The 18,814-nt window shown below is 63.5% G+C and carries 15 protein-coding genes; 4 read left to right on the top strand and 11 right to left on the bottom strand.

Annotated features, from left to right (window positions below; all coding sequences use genetic code 11):
• Nucleotides 1–68 precede the first annotated feature (68 nt).
• Nucleotides 69–602, bottom strand: a complete 534-nt coding sequence (locus L0U84_RS36760) for a helix-turn-helix transcriptional regulator (protein ID WP_233857897.1) — start codon at nucleotides 600–602, stop codon at nucleotides 69–71.
• A gap of 922 nt (nucleotides 603–1,524) precedes the next feature.
• Between L0U84_RS36760 and L0U84_RS36755 the strand changes: the two genes are divergently transcribed.
• The gene (locus L0U84_RS36755) at nucleotides 1,525–3,639 is read left to right on the top strand and encodes a glycoside hydrolase family 28 protein (protein WP_233857895.1); all 2,115 of its coding nucleotides are present in this window, start codon (nucleotides 1,525–1,527) and stop codon (nucleotides 3,637–3,639) included.
• A gap of 222 nt (nucleotides 3,640–3,861) precedes the next feature.
• Here the strand turns inward: L0U84_RS36755 and L0U84_RS36750 are convergent, their stop codons facing one another.
• Nucleotides 3,862–4,935, bottom strand: coding sequence for an AI-2E family transporter (locus L0U84_RS36750; RefSeq protein WP_233857887.1), 1,074 nt, complete (start codon nucleotides 4,933–4,935; stop codon nucleotides 3,862–3,864).
• A 477-nt stretch (nucleotides 4,936–5,412) separates the two neighbouring features.
• On the opposite strand from L0U84_RS36750, the gene L0U84_RS36745 reads away from it, so the two are divergent.
• The gene (locus L0U84_RS36745) at nucleotides 5,413–6,726 is read left to right on the top strand and encodes a hypothetical protein (RefSeq protein ID WP_233857885.1); all 1,314 of its coding nucleotides are present in this window, start codon (nucleotides 5,413–5,415) and stop codon (nucleotides 6,724–6,726) included.
• A gap of 43 nt (nucleotides 6,727–6,769) precedes the next feature.
• Here the strand turns inward: L0U84_RS36745 and L0U84_RS36740 are convergent, their stop codons facing one another.
• Nucleotides 6,770–7,558 (bottom strand): ceramidase, encoded by a 789-nt coding sequence (locus L0U84_RS36740; RefSeq protein ID WP_233857883.1) that lies wholly within the window; start codon nucleotides 7,556–7,558, stop codon nucleotides 6,770–6,772.
• Nucleotides 7,559–7,876: 318 nt separating this feature from the next.
• On the opposite strand from L0U84_RS36740, the gene L0U84_RS36735 reads away from it, so the two are divergent.
• Nucleotides 7,877–9,463: a phospholipase D family protein gene (locus L0U84_RS36735; protein ID WP_233857881.1), complete on the top strand. Its 1,587-nt coding sequence runs from the start codon at nucleotides 7,877–7,879 to the stop codon at nucleotides 9,461–9,463.
• 8 nt (nucleotides 9,464–9,471) lie between these two features.
• Here L0U84_RS36735 and L0U84_RS36730 read toward each other — a convergent pair whose 3' ends face one another.
• The 6 genes from L0U84_RS36730 to L0U84_RS36705 form a co-directional block, all read right to left on the bottom strand.
• A complete protein-coding gene (locus L0U84_RS36730) occupies nucleotides 9,472–10,026 on the bottom strand; it encodes a hypothetical protein (protein ID WP_233857879.1) in 555 nt (184 codons plus the stop codon).
• Nucleotides 10,027–10,228: 202 nt separating this feature from the next.
• Nucleotides 10,229–10,612: an SHOCT domain-containing protein gene (locus L0U84_RS36725; protein WP_233857877.1), complete on the bottom strand. Its 384-nt coding sequence runs from the start codon at nucleotides 10,610–10,612 to the stop codon at nucleotides 10,229–10,231.
• Nucleotides 10,613–11,387: 775 nt separating this feature from the next.
• Nucleotides 11,388–11,777, bottom strand: a complete 390-nt coding sequence (locus tag L0U84_RS36720; RefSeq protein ID WP_233857875.1) for a BON domain-containing protein — start codon at nucleotides 11,775–11,777, stop codon at nucleotides 11,388–11,390.
• Nucleotides 11,778–11,828: 51 nt separating this feature from the next.
• The gene (locus tag L0U84_RS36715) at nucleotides 11,829–13,166 is read right to left on the bottom strand and encodes an MFS transporter (RefSeq protein WP_233857873.1); all 1,338 of its coding nucleotides are present in this window, start codon (nucleotides 13,164–13,166) and stop codon (nucleotides 11,829–11,831) included.
• Between the two features lie 86 nt (nucleotides 13,167–13,252).
• Nucleotides 13,253–14,440: a porin gene (locus L0U84_RS36710; RefSeq protein WP_233857871.1), complete on the bottom strand. Its 1,188-nt coding sequence runs from the start codon at nucleotides 14,438–14,440 to the stop codon at nucleotides 13,253–13,255.
• Nucleotides 14,441–14,518: 78 nt separating this feature from the next.
• Entirely contained in the window at nucleotides 14,519–15,700 is a 1,182-nt protein-coding gene (locus L0U84_RS36705; protein WP_233857869.1) for a M20 aminoacylase family protein, read from the bottom strand.
• 154 nt (nucleotides 15,701–15,854) lie between these two features.
• Here L0U84_RS36705 and L0U84_RS36700 point away from each other — a divergent pair, with 154 nt between their 5' ends.
• Nucleotides 15,855–16,751, top strand: coding sequence for a LysR substrate-binding domain-containing protein (locus L0U84_RS36700; protein WP_233857861.1), 897 nt, complete (start codon nucleotides 15,855–15,857; stop codon nucleotides 16,749–16,751).
• Between the two features lie 24 nt (nucleotides 16,752–16,775).
• On the opposite strand, the gene L0U84_RS36695 is transcribed toward L0U84_RS36700, so the two are convergent.
• On the bottom strand, nucleotides 16,776–17,222 hold the full coding sequence (locus tag L0U84_RS36695) for a Fur family transcriptional regulator (RefSeq protein ID WP_267940128.1): 447 nt from the start codon (nucleotides 17,220–17,222) through the stop codon (nucleotides 16,776–16,778).
• A 150-nt stretch (nucleotides 17,223–17,372) separates the two neighbouring features.
• A complete protein-coding gene (locus L0U84_RS36690) occupies nucleotides 17,373–18,800 on the bottom strand; it encodes a basic amino acid/polyamine antiporter (protein ID WP_233857857.1) in 1,428 nt (475 codons plus the stop codon).
• Nucleotides 18,801–18,814: the final 14 nt, after the last annotated feature.

The following is an 18,814-nucleotide window of genomic DNA, read 5'->3' as shown; positions in this document are numbered from 1 at the left end:
CGGCGCGTCGAGCACGAGCGCCGCGTCCCGATCGTCGACGCACCGGCCGATCAGATTGACGCCCTGATTCACGACTCCTCGCTGGTCGGCGGCTCGATGGGGTCGCCGGCCACGCGGCGGCGCTTCTCCAGAACCGCGATCGTCAGGTCCGGGCGTTGCGCGGCCTTCAGCACGCAGGCAGGCACGCGATCGAGCGCGGTGGGGTTGGCGCGCGCCTGCACACGCATCTCGCTCGGGCTCAAGCCGGTGATGTCGCGAAAGACGCGGCCGAACGTGCCGAGGCTTTCCCAGCCGGTTGCGAACGCGATGGCCGTGATGCCGAGGTCGGTGTCGCGCAGCAGCGTGGCGGCCTGCTCGATACGCCGCGTCAACAGGTAGCGGTGTGGCGGCACGCCGAAAGCCCGCTTGAACGAACGCGCGAAGTGCGCTTCCGACACGCCGCTGACTTCAGCCAGGCGCCGCACCGGCCAGGCTTCGTGCGACGCGGCATCGATGCGGTCTTTCGCACGCAGCAGGCGACGCAGCAGCGCCGGGTCTTCGAGTACGTCGGCGCCGCGCGAAGCCGGCAGCGGCGGGACTTCAGGGTCGTGTGAATGGGCCATATGTTCGCGTTAGAACCGATACCCGATGCCGCCGCGAATAACGTCGGTATCGCGGCTATAGCGCGTCATCACGCGATTCCAGGTGACGCGCGCCGACCAGCGCCGTGTAGCTCGATACGACGCCGTGATCGACAGGAGTCCGGACGAGATGCCGTTCTTTGCGCGGCACTGATGAGCGTCCAGGCAGGCTTTGTCATCGAGCGGCGGGCCTCGGGTTGATGGAAAGACGCGCAAGCTGCGGCCACTCGCCCTGGCCGCCACAACCTGAGGCCATTGTTGCATGGCTTTGCGTGAACCTCGCGTCGAAAGCGGCATGGAAATTTTTCGATTTACTTACAGAGATGACAGCGGCGCCGTGGGCTCGCTTTCGTCAGGCTGAGCGCGGGAAGCGTCGGAAAGCTCGTCCGTGCGGGGCTCGCCCTGCTCGGCTCGTCCAGAGATCAAGCCCCCTTTTGTTATATGTTGTCGTATGACTTTGTCTTGAGATGGCGATCAGGGGACAAGAGCAGCGTCAGCCCATCACCTCCGAGAGCCCTATAAATCCAGGAACATCAAATCGTCACAATGTAAGTTCGGGTAAGTACTGCATGTACGTAGAGGCAACCTTCGCCTAACATTCATATGTCGTCATATAACTAGCGCGGCACGACCCGCCTATTGCCGTCCCCATCGCCTCGTACCAAACCAATTCAGGCTGACCGATAGATGCCCTTCCGAGCGACGCTTCACCAGCACGCCCCGCCGCACCTTCACGCGCCACCGTCGAGGCGCGCCCGGGTGCCCGAGGCGCGGCGTCGCCTGGCCTGCGGCCTCGTCGAGGCCCCACCCCGTCAAGAATAAAAACAACCAACCATCGAGACCCGTCTCGCCGTTCCGGAACACGTCTAAGTACTTAGTATTCTTTAATAAAAAGGATGACCCCATGCTCTACAGAGTCACCGTCATAACGTGCCTGACCGCGCTGCTTGCAGCCTGCGGCAGCGGCGATAACGCGCCGCCCGCGTCGAGCACTAGCAGCACCACGACGCCGGCATCGGCCGCGCCTGCCGCCTTCAAGGTCGGCACCACGACCAGCGACGCCGATCTGCCCGCGGCTCCGCAACTGCCGACCGCCGATCAGGTCTGCAGCACGCTCGAAGCCAGCAATAACCTGGTGAGCCAGCCGAGCGGCGCGCTCGGACCCGAAGCCGACAACGGCACCACGTCGGCGATCCTGAATCCGGACCAGGCGCGCATCCAGGCCGCGCTCGACGCGTGCGGCGCCGCCGTGGACGCCCAGGTCGGCGCAGCCATCCAGGCCGCGGACGCCGCGGCAGCCGCATCGCAAACCGCGGCTGCGGTGCCGAACGTCAACATCAAGGGTGCGTCGGCGCAAACGCTCGCGGGCTCGCAGTTCCGCGCGAAGCAGTTCGCGGTGCGTCTCGTCGTGTCGAGCACCGGCGCGGGTAACGCGTTCATCACGGGTCCGCTGACGCTGCCCTCGGGCGTCACGCTGTGGATCGACAACGGCGTGACCGTCTACGCGACGCGTGACGTGATGGCCTATTCGCCGAACGCGGCCGGACCGTACTGCGCGAACACGGCCGTCAGCTCGACCAAGGCGGGCAGCTCGGGCAACTGTACGGCGCTGATCAACGGCCAATACCTCGTCAACTCGGCGGTGGTCGGCGGCGGCACGATCGATGGCCGCGCGGCATCGGAAATCGTTAGCTCGAACCCCCTCTACCCGCTGATGCGCGTCGACCAGACCTGCACGAACACCTACACCTCGTATGCGCAGGGTCTGCAGGCTGCGGACAACACGCCGTGCGACGACGGCGGCACGTTCGTGGATTCCAAGGCTTCGGCGCGCCACATGACGTGGTGGGATCTCGCGTGGCTCGGCAACATGGTCGAGAACGGCACGACCGGCGTCGGCTCGCAGTCGAACTTCCGCATGATGGTGTTCAACTACGCGAAGAACCTGACGCTGTTCGGCATCACGCTGCACAACAGCGCGAACTTCCACGTCGTGCCGAGCGGTGTGGACGGCCTGACCGTGTGGAACGTCAAGGTGCAGACGCCGTCGGCATCGGCATCGGCTAACCCGGCGGGCAACGGCAACCCGAACTACCTGGGCATGGTGCCGACCGTCGACACCGCGAAGAACACCGACGCGTTCGACCCGGGTTCGGCTTCGAAGGCAGTCACGCAAGCGCTGACGATCAGCAGCACCAAGACGTCGTCGGCCGGCAAGATCGCGTTTGACGGCTACCTGAAGAACGTCGTGTTCGCGTACAACTACATCAGCACCGGCGACGACGACATCTCTCCGAAGGGTTCGAACAACCCGAGCCCGGCGGGTTCGGGCCTGTACGGCATCGACGGCAATCGCGACGTCGCGACCGATCGCAAGTATGGTTTTGTCATCGCGCACAACCATATTTACGCGGGTCACGGCGTGTCGGTCGGCAGCGAGACCAACGCAGGCGTGACGAACATCCAGGTGTACGACAACTCGTTCGATGGCTCCGAACAGGCACTGCGCATCAAGTCCGACTGGGCGCGCGGCGGTCTCGTGACGAACATCAACTACAACAACATCTGTATCCGCAATAGCGGCCAGGCGCTGTTGTTCACGCCGTACTACAGCACGAAGGCACTGCCGAATCCGACTTCGCCGCTCTACCCGGACTTCCACGCCATCACGCTGTCGAACGTCCACATCATCGGTGGCACGTCGGCGATCTTCGAGGGCTTCGAGGCGAACTCGGGCGGCATCGCGCACGCGCAGATTCCGCTCGGCATGACGCTCAACAACGTGCTCGCCGACTCGCCGGAGCTCGTCTCGGTCACCGCATCGGATGCGAATCTGACGCTAAACAACGTGAACCTGCCGATCTTCCCGTCGACCGCGAACCGTGTCGTTCTGAACGGCTCCGCGTCGCAGTCGCTGTCGACCAAGGACGCGGTCGATTGCAGCGCCGCGTACGTCGACTTCCCGGCAATCGGCGATTCGTCGACGACCGGCCAGACGTGGGCGGGTTCTTCGCAGTAAGCCGTAAGATGGCAACGGCGTGCGGCGGAGGTAAGCCGCACGCATCGAGGTAGACGTGTTTCATTCGACGGCCTGCGCGGACTACTCCGCGCGGGCCGTTTTCATTTCATGCGCTGGGTGGACGACATGGTCGTCGCGGCGGCCGTTGCCGTGGCGGCCGTTGCCGTGGCGGCCATTGCCGCGGCGGCTGTCGTGATGGCGATCGCTACCGTGGCGGCCGCTTCACGCGGTCTGCTCGGTCTTGCCGTAAGTGAGCCGGCCGTTTTTCGACAGCAGCACCGCAACCGGCCGCGTCATTTCGAACTCGGAGAAAATGATCGTCATGCTGGCAGTGATCGGCACCGCGAGAAAGGCGCCGGGCACGCCCCACAACGCCGACCACACCGCCATGCTCGCGAGAATCGCGAACGGGCTCAGGTTCAGGGAGTTGCCCGTCAGATACGGGTCGAGAATATTGCCGATCACGAAGTGAATCGCAGTGAGCGACACCAGCACGACGAGAATTGAATTCAGGTCGCCGAACTGCAACACCGACATCAGCACCGGGAACACGATCGCGAGCACCGAGCCGATATATGGCACGTAGTTGAGCAGCGCGGTCAGGATCGCCCACAGCCCGGCGAACTCGAGGCCGACGCTGCGCATCGCGAGCCAGCAGATCCCACCGAGCAGCACGCCGAGAAACGTCTTGAGCGCGAGGTAAGCGCCAATGCGCCGGTTGATGTCGGTGACCACGCCGCGGATGCGTGCCGCGTTGGTCGAATTGGCGGTCATGTTCGTCAGCTTGTCGCCGAAGGTCCGACGCTCGACCAGCAGGAAACTCGCATACAGCACGATCACGAAGAGGTCGATGATCACCGACGACAGCGACGTCAGCATGCCGGTCACCATCGCCTGAATGTTCAACTGCGCGAGTATGTTCCGCCGCAGCGACTCCCAGGTCGGCTCGCTTTCGAGGTGCAGCAGGATCGAGATCTTGTGGATCATCAGCAGGACCGAGTCCTGGTAGCGCGGTGCGAGCGCGACGAGCGCGTCGTAGTTCTCGACGAGCATATCGACCGCGAAAAAGATCGCGGCGCCGATCAGGAACATGGACAGTCCGTAGCGCAACTGCACCGGCAGCCGCGGGCCGATCACCGGTATCCGTTGCAGCAGCCGAGTGAAGTCGACCACCACGTACACCGCGATCGCGCCGAACACGATCGGCACGAAGACTGCGCGCCCTATAAATAGCACCCAGCCCACAATCAGCAGCAGCACTACTACGCATACGGACGCTTGCAATCTGTCGGTCATTGGTCAGTGCTCCATGAATCCGCAAACAGGTGCGCCGCAGAGTCGCTCGAGGCTCACCCGAGTTCAGGCGACGGCCGCGCGAGCGCCCGCCGTACGACCGCCTGCAAAGCGTGTCGCGCGCGATGGACAGCACTGATCTTCGCACAGAACGATGACAGCTCACATAAAAAGCGCGCCAGATCGTTTCGTCGGCAAACTCGGCAAATTACCGGGCCCACACCTCGAAATGCGCCAGCAGAATGTCGCGAATCGTTGTGATGCGCCGGATTCGCTCGTGAAACCCATCTGCTACGCTGGGCTAATTGGTTTCAATACCCTGACGTGATCCGATGCGAGCGCCCGCGCCACGCAGTGGCGGCGCTTGCCCAAATCCACGCAGTGAAGCCCGCGCCGCGCGTGGCGGTGCGATGTCGGCACGATGTCTGTGCGTGATGTCCGCTGCACGCATCCCTCTCACTTCACGGCATGGAGAACGAGATGCTGCAACGGCTGGGGTCGCGATTCGTCGCAATGGGTCTGATGTTGACAGTCACCGCTTGTGGCGGTGGTGGTGGCGGCAGCGGCGCGGACCCGGGCAGCACCGGCGTGAACGGCGCGGCCGGTGTGACCACCCCCGCATCGAGTTCGACCCCCGCGTCGAGTCCGGCTCCCGCGTCGAGTTCGACGCCGGCATCGAGTCCGACTCCAGCATCGAGTCCGGCCCCAGCGTCGAGCCCGTCGAGCGCATCCGACGCGAGCGGCACGACGCCGAAGCTCGCCGCCGCCACGCCGATCCTCGACGGCACGACACTCGGCGCCGCCATCTGGCCCGCGGGCGTCACCGCAGCAGGCGGAAGCGGTCAGGCCGTCGGCGGATTGAACTGCGCGTTGCGCAGCACCGCGTATACGTATGCGCATGTGTCGATCTACCAGAACGGGCAACTACTGACGCTGCCGCCCAACATCGGCATGGTCGAGCCGACGCTGGCCAAGCCGACAGGCTGCGCATATCCGGTGCACACGGTCGATTCGAGCGGCAAGATCCATATGGACCCGACGACCGGCGCGACCTATACGCTCGGCGAGTTCTTCTCGATCTGGGGCGAGCCGCTGAGTGCGTCGAACGTGGCGGGTCTGACCGGCGCGCCGATCGCGATCTACGTGAACGACGGCGGCACGCTCACGCAATACACGGGCGACCCCGCGAGCCTCGTGCTGAAGCCGCACGACGAAATCACCATCATGGTCGGCACGCCAGTCACGCAAGTGCCCACCTACACGTGGACCAATCCGCCGCCGTTCGACCCGAACCCGATCACGCTCGTCTACGGAGGCGTCGTCGGCTCGTCGTTCTGGCCGAACGGCACGACCTCGGCGGGCGGCACCGGCACGCCGGTCGATGGCCTGACCTGCGCGCCGAACATGAGCGTGCTGTACCACGTGCACGCGCACCTGGCGATCATCAAGGACGGGCAGTGGCTCGCGTTGCCGATGGACGTCGGCATCCTGTCGCAATGCACGTATGAGATGCATACGCACGACAACACCGGCATCATCCATATCGAAGCGCCGAGCCAGAAGACCTACACGCTCGGCGAGTTCTTCGACATCTGGGGCGAGCCGCTGACCAACACGAACGTCGCGGGCATCATGGGCAACGTGGTCGCGTATATCAACGACAACGGCGATTCGCGCCGCTATATGGGCGACCTGCGCAGTATCGAGCTGACGTCGTTGCGCGACATCACGCTGCAGATCGGCACGCCGCCGGTGAGCACGCTGGCGACGTATTCGTGGTACGAACCGCAGTGAGGTCTGCCGGAAGCCACGCCAGTTCGTTTGCCATGGCGTGGCTTCAACGCGACGTACCCGAATGCCCGATACCGCCCGGCCGCCGCGGCACGATGCCCGCGGCGGAGCGCGGCGTCGCGTTCGCGACCAGAATCATCGACGCGCCGGCGAGACCGCTCGACACATGCTTCAACGCATGGCCGGCGATCATGTGATGCGTCAGCTCCCAGATCTGCCAATCGAGGCTTTCGAAAATCTTCGCCACCCCGTAGAAGACGATCACGAGCGTCCATGCGATCACGCCGTCCACCTTGCGGGTGAGCGTCATGCCGACGATCAGCATGAGCCCGCCGAACTGCAGAATCGCATACGGCCACAGGCTGTTGAACACGAGCCAGTAGCCGACGGTGGCGGGCGACACGATCACCATGATCAGCATCTGCGCCCAGCCGACGCGCTGTCCGCTCCACGCCGTCCAAAGCATCGCGAGGATGCCGGCGAACACGATCGTCATCGGCAGGCGATCCCAGACTAGCGTCGCATCGTTCGGCGTCATGTGATAGTAAGCCGAGCCGAACGCGGTGAAGAGCAGGCCGAACGCGGCCACCACCATGCCGGGGAATTGCGCCGGCTGGTTCGACGCATGCCGTCCGACCCAACGCAGACTGAGCACGCTGGCGATCAGAATGACGAGGTTCGACAGCACGTCCGCCGCGTTGTGCAGCGGCCCCAACGCGCGTTGATCGGCGAAGTGGTGATAGGAAGCCGGCTGCGCGAGCGGCCATATCATTTGCAGCGCGCTGCCCACGACGAAAAGCAGCACGCTAGCAAGCAGCAAGCGGGAGATCTTCACGTTGCTCGACTCCAGAGTGGGCTAAACGCTCGAAGGGCTCGAAGGCACCGATGCGCGGCCGGCCTGGCCCCGTTCGAATTCACGCAGCCTGCCCGTATCATCGGACAAAGCGCTTTGTGCAACAAGAGCGTCGGGCGGCGCACCGATAAGCATGCGCTCATAGTATTCTTCTCAACCAATGCAAGCTGCGTGCAAGAATGCGCGCGACATCGCCACTACGGGCTGTCGAGCGAAGCTTGATCGAGCAACGCAACGCCACGCGATGTTCCAATTGTGGAACCGGCCGGGTCGCGCGACCCAAAGGAAGACCTGGACTCCATGCAAGCGCAGACACACCACCCGCTGTTGCCGCATCGTCGATGGAGGGGCGCGCTCTGCGCGCTGCTGTGCGCTGGCCTGCTTGCCGGCTGCGCGGGGTTGCCGTCGCTCGAGGATCGCAAGGAGACGCACGCGTTGTCGCCCGCCGTGGCGGCCACCACGGATCTCGGTCGCGCGGTCGCGCCCGAGCTCGCCGCGCACCCGGGGCTGGCGGGCATTTATCCGTTGGCGGATGCGCATGCCGCGTTTGCCGCGCGCATGGACCTGATCCGTTCGGCGCAACGCACGCTCGACATTCAGTACTACATCTGGCGCGACGACCTGACCGGCACGCTGCTGCTCGAACAGATCCACGAAGCGGCGGACCGGGGCGTGCGGGTGCGCCTGCTGCTCGACGATCTCGGCATCGCCACCGCGCTCGACCCGACACTCTCTGCGCTCAACTCGCATCCGGACATCGAGGTGCGGCTGTTCAACCCGTTCGTCGTGCGCAGCCCGAAGTTCCTCGGCTTCGTGACCGACTTTTCGCGCGCCAACCGGCGCATGCACAACAAGTCACTGACCGCCGACGCCACCGCGACGATCCTCGGCGGCCGCAACATCGGCGACGAGTACTTCGATGCCACCGACGGCGTCGTCTTCGCCGACCTCGACGTCCTCGCGATCGGACCGGCCGCGGCCGACGTGTCGCGTGACTTCGACCGCTACTGGGCAAGCGCGTCGGCGTATCCGGTCGAGAAGATTCTGCCGCACGAAAGCGTCGATGAACTGGCCGCGCTAGAGCGCGATGCGCAGGCGATCGAGCAGGATCCGGCGGCCGCGGCCTACAAGGAAGCGCTGCGCGGTCCGCGCGTCGTGCAGAGCCTGCTCGACCACAAGCTGCCGCTCGACTGGGCCAAAACGAAGATGATCAGCGACGACCCCGCGAAAGGTCTGAACGACGCCCCGCCCGAAGCGCTGATTTCCCACCAGCTACGCGAAGTAATGGGCCAGCCGACGCAGTCGCTCGACCTCGTATCGCCGTACTTCGTGCCGGCGAGCTCGGGCACGCAGTATCTGAGCGGGCTTGCCGCCCAGGGCGTCGATGTGCGCGTGTTGACGAACGCGCTCGAGGCGACCGACGTCGCCGCCGTGCACTCGGGCTACATCAGACGGCGCGTCGAGCTGCTGCAAAACGGCGTGCACCTTTATGAATTGCGGCGCGTGGCGGGCGTCCCCTACAAGAAAGAACAGTCGCCGGGGCCGTTCGGCAGCTCCGGGTCGAGCTTGCATGCGAAGACGTTCATCGTGGATTCCCAGCGGGTCTTCGTCGGTTCGTTCAACTTCGATCCGCGCTCCGCGCATCTGAATACCGAGCTTGGCCTCGTCATCGACAGCCCCGAGCTCGCGACGCGGGTCGATCGCAAGTTTCTCGCGCTGCTGCCGAAAGTCGCGTATTCGGTGCATCTCGACGAAAACGGCAAGCTGTACTGGATCGAAACCAACGGCGACGTCGAAATCCGCCACGACACCGAACCGAATACGACCTGGTACGCACGGCTCGGCGTGTGGATGCTGTCGATTATGCCGATCGAATCGCTGCTATAGCGCGCAGTTCAGAATCGCCGCAAATCGCGATCTCGCAATGGATCGGGCGTGCGCTGCGTCTCGCGCAGCACGCCATTGGTGTCGAACGCGAAATTGAACAGCATCGGGTGGATGTTGTTTTCGGTGTAACGGTATGACCAGACTTCGCGTTGCGAGAGCCGGAAAAACTGCGTTTGCGCGGGGCGGCCGAAATTGATCAGCACATCGTCGCGCGTCCATTTGCCGATTTCCGCGCGATTGAATTCGCTCAGTTGCAAAACCTGACGCACATTCACGATCTTGCCGGAAGCATCGATGTCGGCCGCGACGGTGGTCGAGCCCATCGGCTGGGTCGGCCACATCAGTCGGCGGCCGCCTCCGGGCAGGTCGTAGACTTCGCGCGGCTGACCCATGCGGGCGATGATCGCCGACTGATCCTGGCCGGCCTGGAATTGCTGCCACGGTTGCACGCATGCCGTGAGCATCAACGCCGTCACGCACGTGAGCGTAGCGCGGCGCAAAGTCAGCGACGCGCGTGCGGTTCGCGCGGCAGCGTCCGGAACGTGGGCGAGGCGGTGAAGCATGGCTTTCTCCCGTTGCGTTCGATCCACGCGATGAGGTCAGGGGCCTGCGATGCGTCTGAAAACCCGGCGTCACCCGCCGTAGCAGACAAGCTCGCGCAATGCGACGTTGGCGCGTCGAACCGCGAACCCCTGAGCGCGCAGAAGCCAGGGCGAAACAGGCTGTACGCCCGCTCGCCCATGGCTGCAGTCTGATAGCCGACGCTTACTGCACGAGCTTCGCGCGAAGCCGTGCGTGCTCGTCAGCGGAAATGGAACCGGACGCTTTCAGCTTGTCGAGCTTTTCGAGTTCGTCGGCGACACTGAAGCCCACCACATTGCGCAGATCTTCGCGCACCTGCTTCGCCCGCGCCTGATCGCGCTCCGCCATGCCGCGATGCTGCGTGAGCAGATACGCGAAGATGCCGATATACGGCAGGATGATCAGGAAGATCACCCACAGAACCTTGCCCCATCCGGACACGTCATGGCGGCGGAACAGGTCGCCCGACACCGTGATCAACAGCCAGAACCACAAGATAAAGATGAAGATGGAGAAAACGTCGGCCAGAAAATTCGGGAATGTGAAACCATCATTAAAGAAAAGCATTGTTGTTCTCCAGTCATTCCGGTTGCAATTGAAAGGCTTAACGGATTTCGACCTATGGTTGCCCGCTATGGATGGCGCATACGATCAGCGCGGCAGCGCTGAAAATCTACCATGACGGCATGTCGATTGCGCACGCGCATTCATACGGGTCGTATGAAAGACATGCATCAGGTTCAGTGGCTCGTTTGAAACCACGAACCTTCTGGTCGACACGTGTTTCATTTGTCCTCCTCACTTCGCGCGGGGCAAATTCATGATGCGGACCTTTTTGCCTTTATAGCTTATCCCGATCGAGTAACGCGAGCAATTTTTAAGGATTCCGTTCGATTGAAGATTTCTGCAGATGCGGCGATCATGCCGCGTGGCGTTGAACATGCGCGAGTGAAAACGATGTCAAAAATCAGCGCTTTTGCGGTGCAAAACTAATGCCATCAGACTCCCTCAGTTCACATTCGTAAGTAAATCTGAACAGATCGGCGGCATGCGTCGTCGCCCTGCGCAAGCCGGCATTCCGGCGCGCAGGCCGAGACGAATCGGAAGGTGTTCTGCATGCCGCCGGCGATCAGCGCTCCCGCCGACCAAGCTGACGAGCGCGAGCCCGCGTCGCTGACGTCGCAGGAACGCGAGCGATGTAAGGTGGAGGGTATTACGCGGATCGTGAAGAGACCTTAGTCGATCGCGCGGCTGCGATCGAGCCTTGCGGAAATTGCTGGACTGCCGGCCGCAAGGCCGGCGGCGGCCGCAGCCGCAGATCGTGAGGCCGGGCAAGCCGCCGCTAGTTGCTACCCCGTGCGCTGAATTCCTTGCGCACCGCGACGCGGCTCGTCACCGACTGTACACCGGGCACGCCTTTCGCAATGTTGGTCGCAAGGTCGACCTGCTCCGGGGCCGGCACGCTGCCCGTCAACGTCACGACGCCGCTATTCGCGCGTACGGTAATGTTGCTGGCCCGTAGTCCCTGGCTGCGCGCGTTTTTGAATGCGCGGCGTACGTCCCGCACGAGTTGTCGGTTGGCCGCCTTGATCTCGCCCGCACTTGGCGCCGAACTCGCCGCACCTTGTGCTGCCGGAGCGGAGCCGACGGCTTGCGGCTGCGCGTAGGTATTCAGGCAAGTGAACACGACCGCGGTCGCGCCAACCAGCTTCAGCCATTTCTGTGCGTTCATTTCGTTCTCCTGTTGTCTATGGCCGGATCACATCGACGATGACTCCGGCGGTTATTCGGTAATGCGCTCGTCGAATACGGTCAGCGCGGCGAGACTGACGAGACTGCACGCGCTCATGTACCAGACCGGCGCATAGGCGCTGCCCGTCGCGCCGATCAGCCACGTCACCACGAACGGCGCGAAGCCGCCGAACAGCGTGACGCCGACGCTATAGATAATTCCGAGCGATCGCCCGCGCATTTCGCGCGGAAATCCTTCCAGCAGCAGCAGAAAGCCGGCCGGATTGCCGAGCACCCACAGGCCGATCAGCAGCGCAACGGCCGCGAGAATCGCCGCGAGCACCTGCGCGTGCAGCATCAGCGCGAACGCCGGATAGAGCGCTAGCAGGCTCGCGATTCCGGTCGCGAACAGCAACGGCTTACGTGACTTCAGCCGATCGGTCAGCTTGCCGCAGAAGGGCGACGCAACGGTCAGAATCAGTCCAGCGAGACCGCTCGGCAAAAACGCCGCCGCGCCCGACACATGCGCGAAGCGCGTCAACCAGCCGGGCAGATAAAACACGAGGATGTACATGGACGACGTACCGCCGATCATCAACAGCGTGCCGAGCACGATGCGGCGCACGTCGTAGCGCGCTGGCGTAACCTCGGTCGCGCTCTGGTTCGAGCCACTCGCCGCGTGCAGCGTCTCGTGCAGATGACTGCGTATGTACAACCCGACCGGACCGATCAGCAGGCCGAGCAGAAACGGCACACGCCAGCCCCAGCTTTCGAGCGCGGAAGGCGTCAACGCGTGGGTCAACAGCATTCCGCACAACGCGCCGGCGAGCGCCGACGCGCCCTGGCTCGCGAGCTGCCAGCTCACCAGATAGCCGCGGGTACCCGGCGCGGCCGATTCCATCAGAAACGTCGTCGACGCACCCACTTCGCCGCCCGCCGAAAATCCCTGAATCAGGCGGCCAGCGACGATCAGCAGCGGCGCCGCCACGCCAATCTGCGCATAAGTCGGCGCAAGACCGATCGTCGCCGTGCCGAGCGCCATCATCAGAATGGTCAGCGTCATCGCAGCTTTGCGGCCGCGCCGGTCCGCATAGGCGCCGATCACGACGCCGCCGATCGGCCTGACGACGAATCCCGCGCCGAACGTCGCGAACGACAACAGCAGCGGCCCGTGCAAGCCGCCTACCGGAAAGAACAGCTTGCCGATCAGCGCAGCGAAAAAGCTGTAGACCGTGAAGTCGAAGAATTCGAGCGCGTTGCCGAGCGAAGTCGCGAGAATGACGCGGCGATGCGTGGACGCCTGCGACGCGTCGCTCGATGCAATGTTCGACGCGGCCTTCGACACGACGACGTCGCGCGGTGGCGCTACAACTGGGCTGGTGGTCTTCATGCGTGTGATTCTTCAGAGACGATGGAAAGCGCGAGCCACGCGGCGGGGGTCGGCGTCTCGCGCTCGCCGACCCGCCGTGTCTCGACTCAGAACAGGTGATAGATGCCGAGCGACGCGGTCATCGGCGTCGTGCCTAGTTCGGGCGACGCGGTACCGGTCTGCAGCGGCAGCGGATTGCTGTTCAGAATCACGCTCGAAATCCCGTAGTTGCGGATAAAGCCCGCGCGCGCATACAGCGACGTGCGCTTCGACAGCGAGTAGTCGTAGCCGAGCATCACGCCGAGTGCCGAGTCCTTCGCCGGATCGCCGGCGCTGTCGCGCACGCCCGACGTATCGCGATAGACCACCGACGCGCGCACCGCGTGACGTCCCCACGGCACCGTCGCGCCGACCATGTACGAGCGCGCGATGCCGTTGCCTTCGAGCTTCGGCGCCACCTGCGCGAACGCAGCCGACAGCACGTAGCTGCCGACGTCGTAGATCGCGGACACACCATAGATATCGTTGCGCACGGTTTGCGTGCCGGCCGAGGTCTGGACCGGCGAGCTCCACACGCGGTTATACGCGCCCGACAGATACCACGTACCGTTCGTCCACGACGCGACCACGCCTTGATTCGAAGCATTCGGCGACACGCCGGCCTGATTGTTGAACGCATACAGGAAGGTCGCGCCGAAGCCCATCACGCGCGGCGTGGTCCACGTCGCCGCGTTGCTCGCGCGCACCAGCACCTGGCTCGAGCCCGGCCCGAGGTCCGCGTTGTAGCCGACGCCCTTCGGCGTCTGCACCGCACCGCCGGCGAGCCAGGTGACGACCGAGTTCGTCATCACTTCGCCGAACGGGTCGATGACTTGCGGCAGGTTCGCGGTCGGTTGCAAGCCGAGGCGCACGACACCCCATGTCGCCGAGTTCAGGCCGACCCAGGCGGCGCGATCGAACAACGTGTTGCTGGTGCCGAACGATCCGTTGTTCGCCATGAAGCCGTTTTCAAGGTTGAATTCCGCCTTCAGGCCGCCGCCGAGATCTTCGCGGCCGAACAGCCCGAATTGCGACGTATGAACGCCGCCGCTCTGCATTTGCCACTTCGAGGTGCCCCCGACGCTCTGGAAGTTCAGACCCATGTCGACGGCGCCGTACAGCTGAATGCCGTTCTGCTGGACCGCGCTTTCCATCGTCGGCCATGCCGACAGCCACTGCTGTAGATAAGAGTCGGCCCAGGCCGCGTGAGACATCAGCGCCACGGCCGCGGCGCAAACGGTCTTTTTATATTTCATGTGAATCCCCGATATGGACGTAGTCTGGCCGCCGACCCGGCCGCACGCGGGGTCGGCGAAACGCGATTCTGGTGAAGTTCAGGCTGTGAGGTAGTGCTCGACGAGCGTGGCCCAGTAGGCGACGCCGATCGGCAGCGCCTGATCGTTGAAGTCGTAGCCGGGGTTGTGGATCATGCAGCTGCCGTGGCCCTCGTGGCCATTGCCGAGCGCGACGTAGCAGCCCGGCACTTTCTCGAGCATCCACGAGAAGTCCTCGCCGCCCATCATGCCCGGCGGCAGCGGCAGAATGTTCTGCGCGCCGACCACCGCGGCCACCGCTTCGCGGGCGCGTGCGGTCTCCTGAGCGGTGTTCATCAGCACGCGCGTGACCCGCTGATAGTCGATGTGGGCAGTCACGCCGAAGCTCGCCGCCTGGCTCTCGACGATCTCGTGCACACGCGTCTCGATCAGCTGCTGGACTTCGGTATTGAGCGTGCGCACGGTCAGCAGGATCGTCGCCGTGTTCGGCACGACGTTGTGCGTGGTGCCGGACTGGATCGCACCGACGGTCAGCACCGCGGCATCGGCCGGCGGCACGTTGCGCGCGACGATCGTCTGCAGCGCCATCACGATGCTTGCGGCCGCCACCACGGGATCGCGGCTCAGATGCGGCATCGCCGCGTGCATGCCCTTGCCGGTCAGCGTGAGCGTCACCAGATCGGCCGATGCCGCCATCGCGCCCTGCTGCACGATGAACATGCCGACCGGCACGCCCGGCGCGTTGTGCAGCGCATACACCGCATCGCACGGGAAGCGCTCGAACAGGCCCTCCTCCATCATGCGCACGGCGCCGCCCTGGCCTTCTTCGGCCGGCTGGAAAATCAGATTCAGCGTGCCGTTGAAGCGGCGTGTTTGCGCAAAGTATTGCGCGGCGGCCAGCAGGATCGCCGTGTGTCCGTCGTGCCCGCATGCATGCATCTTGCCGTGCACCTTGCTCGCGTAGGGCAGGCCGGTGTCCTCGAGGATCGGCAGCGCGTCCATGTCCGCGCGAATGCCGATCGCGCGCGTGCCGTCGCCCAGTTTCAGACGGCCAACCACCCCCGTGCCACCGATGCCTTCAGTGACCTCATAACCCCATTCTTTAAGTTTTTCGGCGACGAGCCGGCTCGTTTCGACTTCTTCGAATCCCAGTTCCGGATGCGAATGAATACGTCGGCGCAATTCGACGAATTCGGCCGCCTTCTCGCGAATCGCGGGATCGATATTGATTTTGTGGGACAACGCCGTCTCCTCTGACAGACCCGTGTGACACGCGCTTGATCAAGCTCGGCGCGGATTGAGAGCCAGTCTACGAGAGCGGCGGTGAATAAAAACATGATAAAGTTTTATCCCAATAACCGTTAGTTATAGTATTTACCCTAAGGTAATAAGGTTAATGGCAATCAAGCTTCATCAATTGCGCGCACTGGTCGCCGTCGCGGATCATGGCACGATTGTCGGCGCTTCGCGAGCGCTGTTCGTCAGTCAGCCGGCAGTCACCAAAGCGATTCGGGAATTGGAAACCGATATCGGCATGTCGTTATTCGGCCGCAGTGTGAATGGCGTCGCGCTCACGCATACCGGGGAATCTCTGTTGCGGCATGCGCGCCTGATCGTCGGCGAACTGGGGCGCGCCGAACAGCAGATGGCGATGGAACGGGGTGCACAGGAAGGCCGCGTGAAGATCGGTGTTACGCCGCTCGCGGCGCTCACGTTGCTGCCCGATGCTTATGCGCGCTTTCGTCAGCATATGCCGCACATCACGGTGGAATTTCTCGAGTTTCACGCGACGAAACTGCAGGATCAATTGCGCCAGGGCTCGCTCGATTTCGCGCTCGCGGCTGCCGCGGAATCGTCCGCCGATTCATCGATCGAATGTTCTGAACTGCTGGCTTATCCGTTGGCGTTCGCGGTGCGCGCGAACGGGCCGCTCGCAAAGACCACCTCGCTGGCCGATCTGTGCGACGCCGAATGGGTGCACTCCGACACCACCGACGAATTCCCGCAATTCATTGCCGATCTGTTCAACCGTCAGGGTCTGCCGGTGCCGCAAAGAATTACACGCTGCACGTCGCAATCGCTGATGTACAGCCTCGCGCTCAGCATCGACGCCGTGATGGCCTGGGCTTCGCACACGCTCGAACTCGTCAACTCGACGGGGCATATGAAAAAGCTGGATTTCATCGAAACCTCGCGCGCCGCGAGACTGCATCTGATGCAGCGCGAAGGCGCGATTCACACACGCCCGGCCGACTATTTCATTCGCTGCATTCGCCAGGCCGCGATCATGTGAAGCGCGAGGCGTGCGAGCGGCCCCCTATCTCCTGAATACCGTCCTCACCTGCACACGGCCTTTTTTGCATTCGGCGCACAGGCCGAACAACACGAGTTGCCGCCCCGCCACGTCGAATTCGAATTCATCCGCCACGGCCCGCTGCCGCGCCTCGATCTGCTCGTCGAAAAACTCGTGGATACCGCCGCACGCGGTGCAGACGATGTGATCATGCCGCTTGCCGTCGTTCAGCTCATACACCATGCGGCCCTCGCCCAACGCGACGCTGCTCAGCAACTCGCCGTCGACGAGCAGGCCCAGCACCCGGTACAACGTACCCAAACTCATATTGCGAGTGTCGCCATTCAGACGCTTGTAGACCTGCTCCGCAGTGAAATGCTCGTGCGGGTGCTGATTAAAAAACTCGAGCACGAGGACGCGTGGAAGCGTAGGCCGCAAACCGGCTCGCTCCAGAATTCGGTGGATGTTCATGGACGTGGTGGCAACGCGGGACGGATGCAACAAGGCGAGCTGTCCACCGTTGCCAGTCGATGCAAGGGAGTGTTCGCGACGGCCATTGCCCCACCTACTAAGGCAAACGGCGAGAGGCCAGACTATGTGTGGCCACGCCTTAAGGGAACCTTAAGCCGCAAAATGATTGCGCACGAGATCCGCGAACGCGACTAGCGCGGCGACCAGGACCACGATAAACAGCCAGCGCTCCAGCAGCGAAAATACAGGCCGTTTCCCCTTGCGACGCTCGGCGAGGAAAAACCACGCGGTCGCCGCCGTGTAAAGAACGGTCGACATCAACAGATAGTGCAGGCCGCCCGCGTACACGAGAAAGAGCGCGTAGCCGCAGCCCACCAGCGCGAGCGTGAAATCGACGCGTCGCGACCACGGCTGCCCCGCGTAAGATTCGCCTCTTGCCGCGAGCTTCAACCCATAGCCGGCGACGAGCAGGTACGGGATCAGGTTCATCGACGTCGTGAACTCCTTGGCCAGCGTGAACGCTTCTTTCGAAAACAGCGTCACGATCAGAAACGCCTGGATCACGAGGCTCGTCATCCATAGCGCGGCGACAGGTACGTGGTTGCGGTTTTCGCGCCCGAGAAACGCGGGCATCGTCTGGCTCTTGCCCGCCGCGTGCAGAATTTCAGCGGCGAGCAGCGTCCAAGCGAGATAGGAGCCGAGCACCGAGAGCAACAGGCCGAGCTTGATCACGACCGCGCCCCACGCACCGACCGCGGCGCTCAGCACGCCGGCCATCGACGGATTCTTCAGCATGCCCAACTGCTCGAGCGGCAACACCCCATACGACAACAACGTGACCATGACCATCAACGCAAGCACGCACAGAAAGCCGAGCACGGTCGCAACGCCGACGTCGCGACGCTCGCGCGCATGCCGCGAATAAACGCTCGCTCCTTCGACACCGAGAAACACGAAGACCGTGCCCAACATCGTCTTACGCACCTCGCCGAACAGGTCGGCCGCCGGCAGCTCGGGACTGGTCCACAGATTCGCGACCAACAGCTGCCACTTGAAGTTCGATAGCACGAGCACCGCGAACAGCCCGAGCGCGAGCAACTTGGCGACCGTCATCGACGCATTCACGATCGACGATCCCTTTACGCCGCGCAGAATCAGGAAGTGGAACACCCAGATCATCAGCGAGGAACTGACGATCGCGCTCAGCGTATTGCCGGCGCCAAACGAGGGCACGACGATCGCAAGCGCGGACTTGATCAGCACGAGATACGCCACGTTGCCCAGACAGCTTGCGCACCAGTAGCCGAACGCCGACAGAAAGCCCGTATAGCGTCCAAAACCGACGCACGCATACGTATAGACGCCGACGTCGAGCTCAGGCTTGCGCCATGCGAGACGCTGAAAGATCAACGCGAGGATCAGCATGCCGGAGCCAGTGATCGTCCAGCTGATCAACGATCCGACGACGCCGGTATATTTGCCGAGCGCCTGCGGCAGCGAAAACACGCCCACCCCGACCATCGAGCCGATCACCATCGCCATCAGGCCCGGCGTTGAAAGTCTGACGCGCTTCTCCATGCTGCGATCGCTCT

The organism is Paraburkholderia sp. HD33-4 (genome assembly GCF_021390635.1).
Classification (GTDB): domain Bacteria; phylum Pseudomonadota; class Gammaproteobacteria; order Burkholderiales; family Burkholderiaceae; genus Paraburkholderia.
This window is presented reverse-complemented; position numbering and strand designations above follow the sequence as displayed.

Bases quoted from the DNA above. Each gene is read 5' to 3' on its own strand.
- L0U84_RS36760 (WP_233857897.1), bottom strand. From the start codon at position 602: ATGGCCCATTCACACGACCCTGAAGTCCCGCCGCTGCCGGCTTCGCGC.
- L0U84_RS36755 (WP_233857895.1), top strand. From the start codon at position 1,525: ATGCTCTACAGAGTCACCGTCATAACGTGCCTGACCGCGCTGCTTGCA.
- L0U84_RS36750 (WP_233857887.1), bottom strand. From the start codon at position 4,935: ATGACCGACAGATTGCAAGCGTCCGTATGCGTAGTAGTGCTGCTGCTG.
- L0U84_RS36745 (WP_233857885.1), top strand. From the start codon at position 5,413: ATGCTGCAACGGCTGGGGTCGCGATTCGTCGCAATGGGTCTGATGTTG.
- L0U84_RS36735 (WP_233857881.1), top strand. From the start codon at position 7,877: ATGCAAGCGCAGACACACCACCCGCTGTTGCCGCATCGTCGATGGAGG.
- L0U84_RS36730 (WP_233857879.1), bottom strand. From the start codon at position 10,026: ATGCTTCACCGCCTCGCCCACGTTCCGGACGCTGCCGCGCGAACCGCA.
- L0U84_RS36725 (WP_233857877.1), bottom strand. From the start codon at position 10,612: ATGCTTTTCTTTAATGATGGTTTCACATTCCCGAATTTTCTGGCCGAC.
- L0U84_RS36720 (WP_233857875.1), bottom strand. From the start codon at position 11,777: ATGAACGCACAGAAATGGCTGAAGCTGGTTGGCGCGACCGCGGTCGTG.
- L0U84_RS36715 (WP_233857873.1), bottom strand. From the start codon at position 13,166: ATGAAGACCACCAGCCCAGTTGTAGCGCCACCGCGCGACGTCGTCGTG.
- L0U84_RS36710 (WP_233857871.1), bottom strand. From the start codon at position 14,440: ATGAAATATAAAAAGACCGTTTGCGCCGCGGCCGTGGCGCTGATGTCT.
- L0U84_RS36700 (WP_233857861.1), top strand. From the start codon at position 15,855: ATGGCAATCAAGCTTCATCAATTGCGCGCACTGGTCGCCGTCGCGGAT.
- L0U84_RS36695 (WP_267940128.1), bottom strand. From the start codon at position 17,222: ATGAACATCCACCGAATTCTGGAGCGAGCCGGTTTGCGGCCTACGCTT.
- L0U84_RS36690 (WP_233857857.1), bottom strand. From the start codon at position 18,800: ATGGAGAAGCGCGTCAGACTTTCAACGCCGGGCCTGATGGCGATGGTG.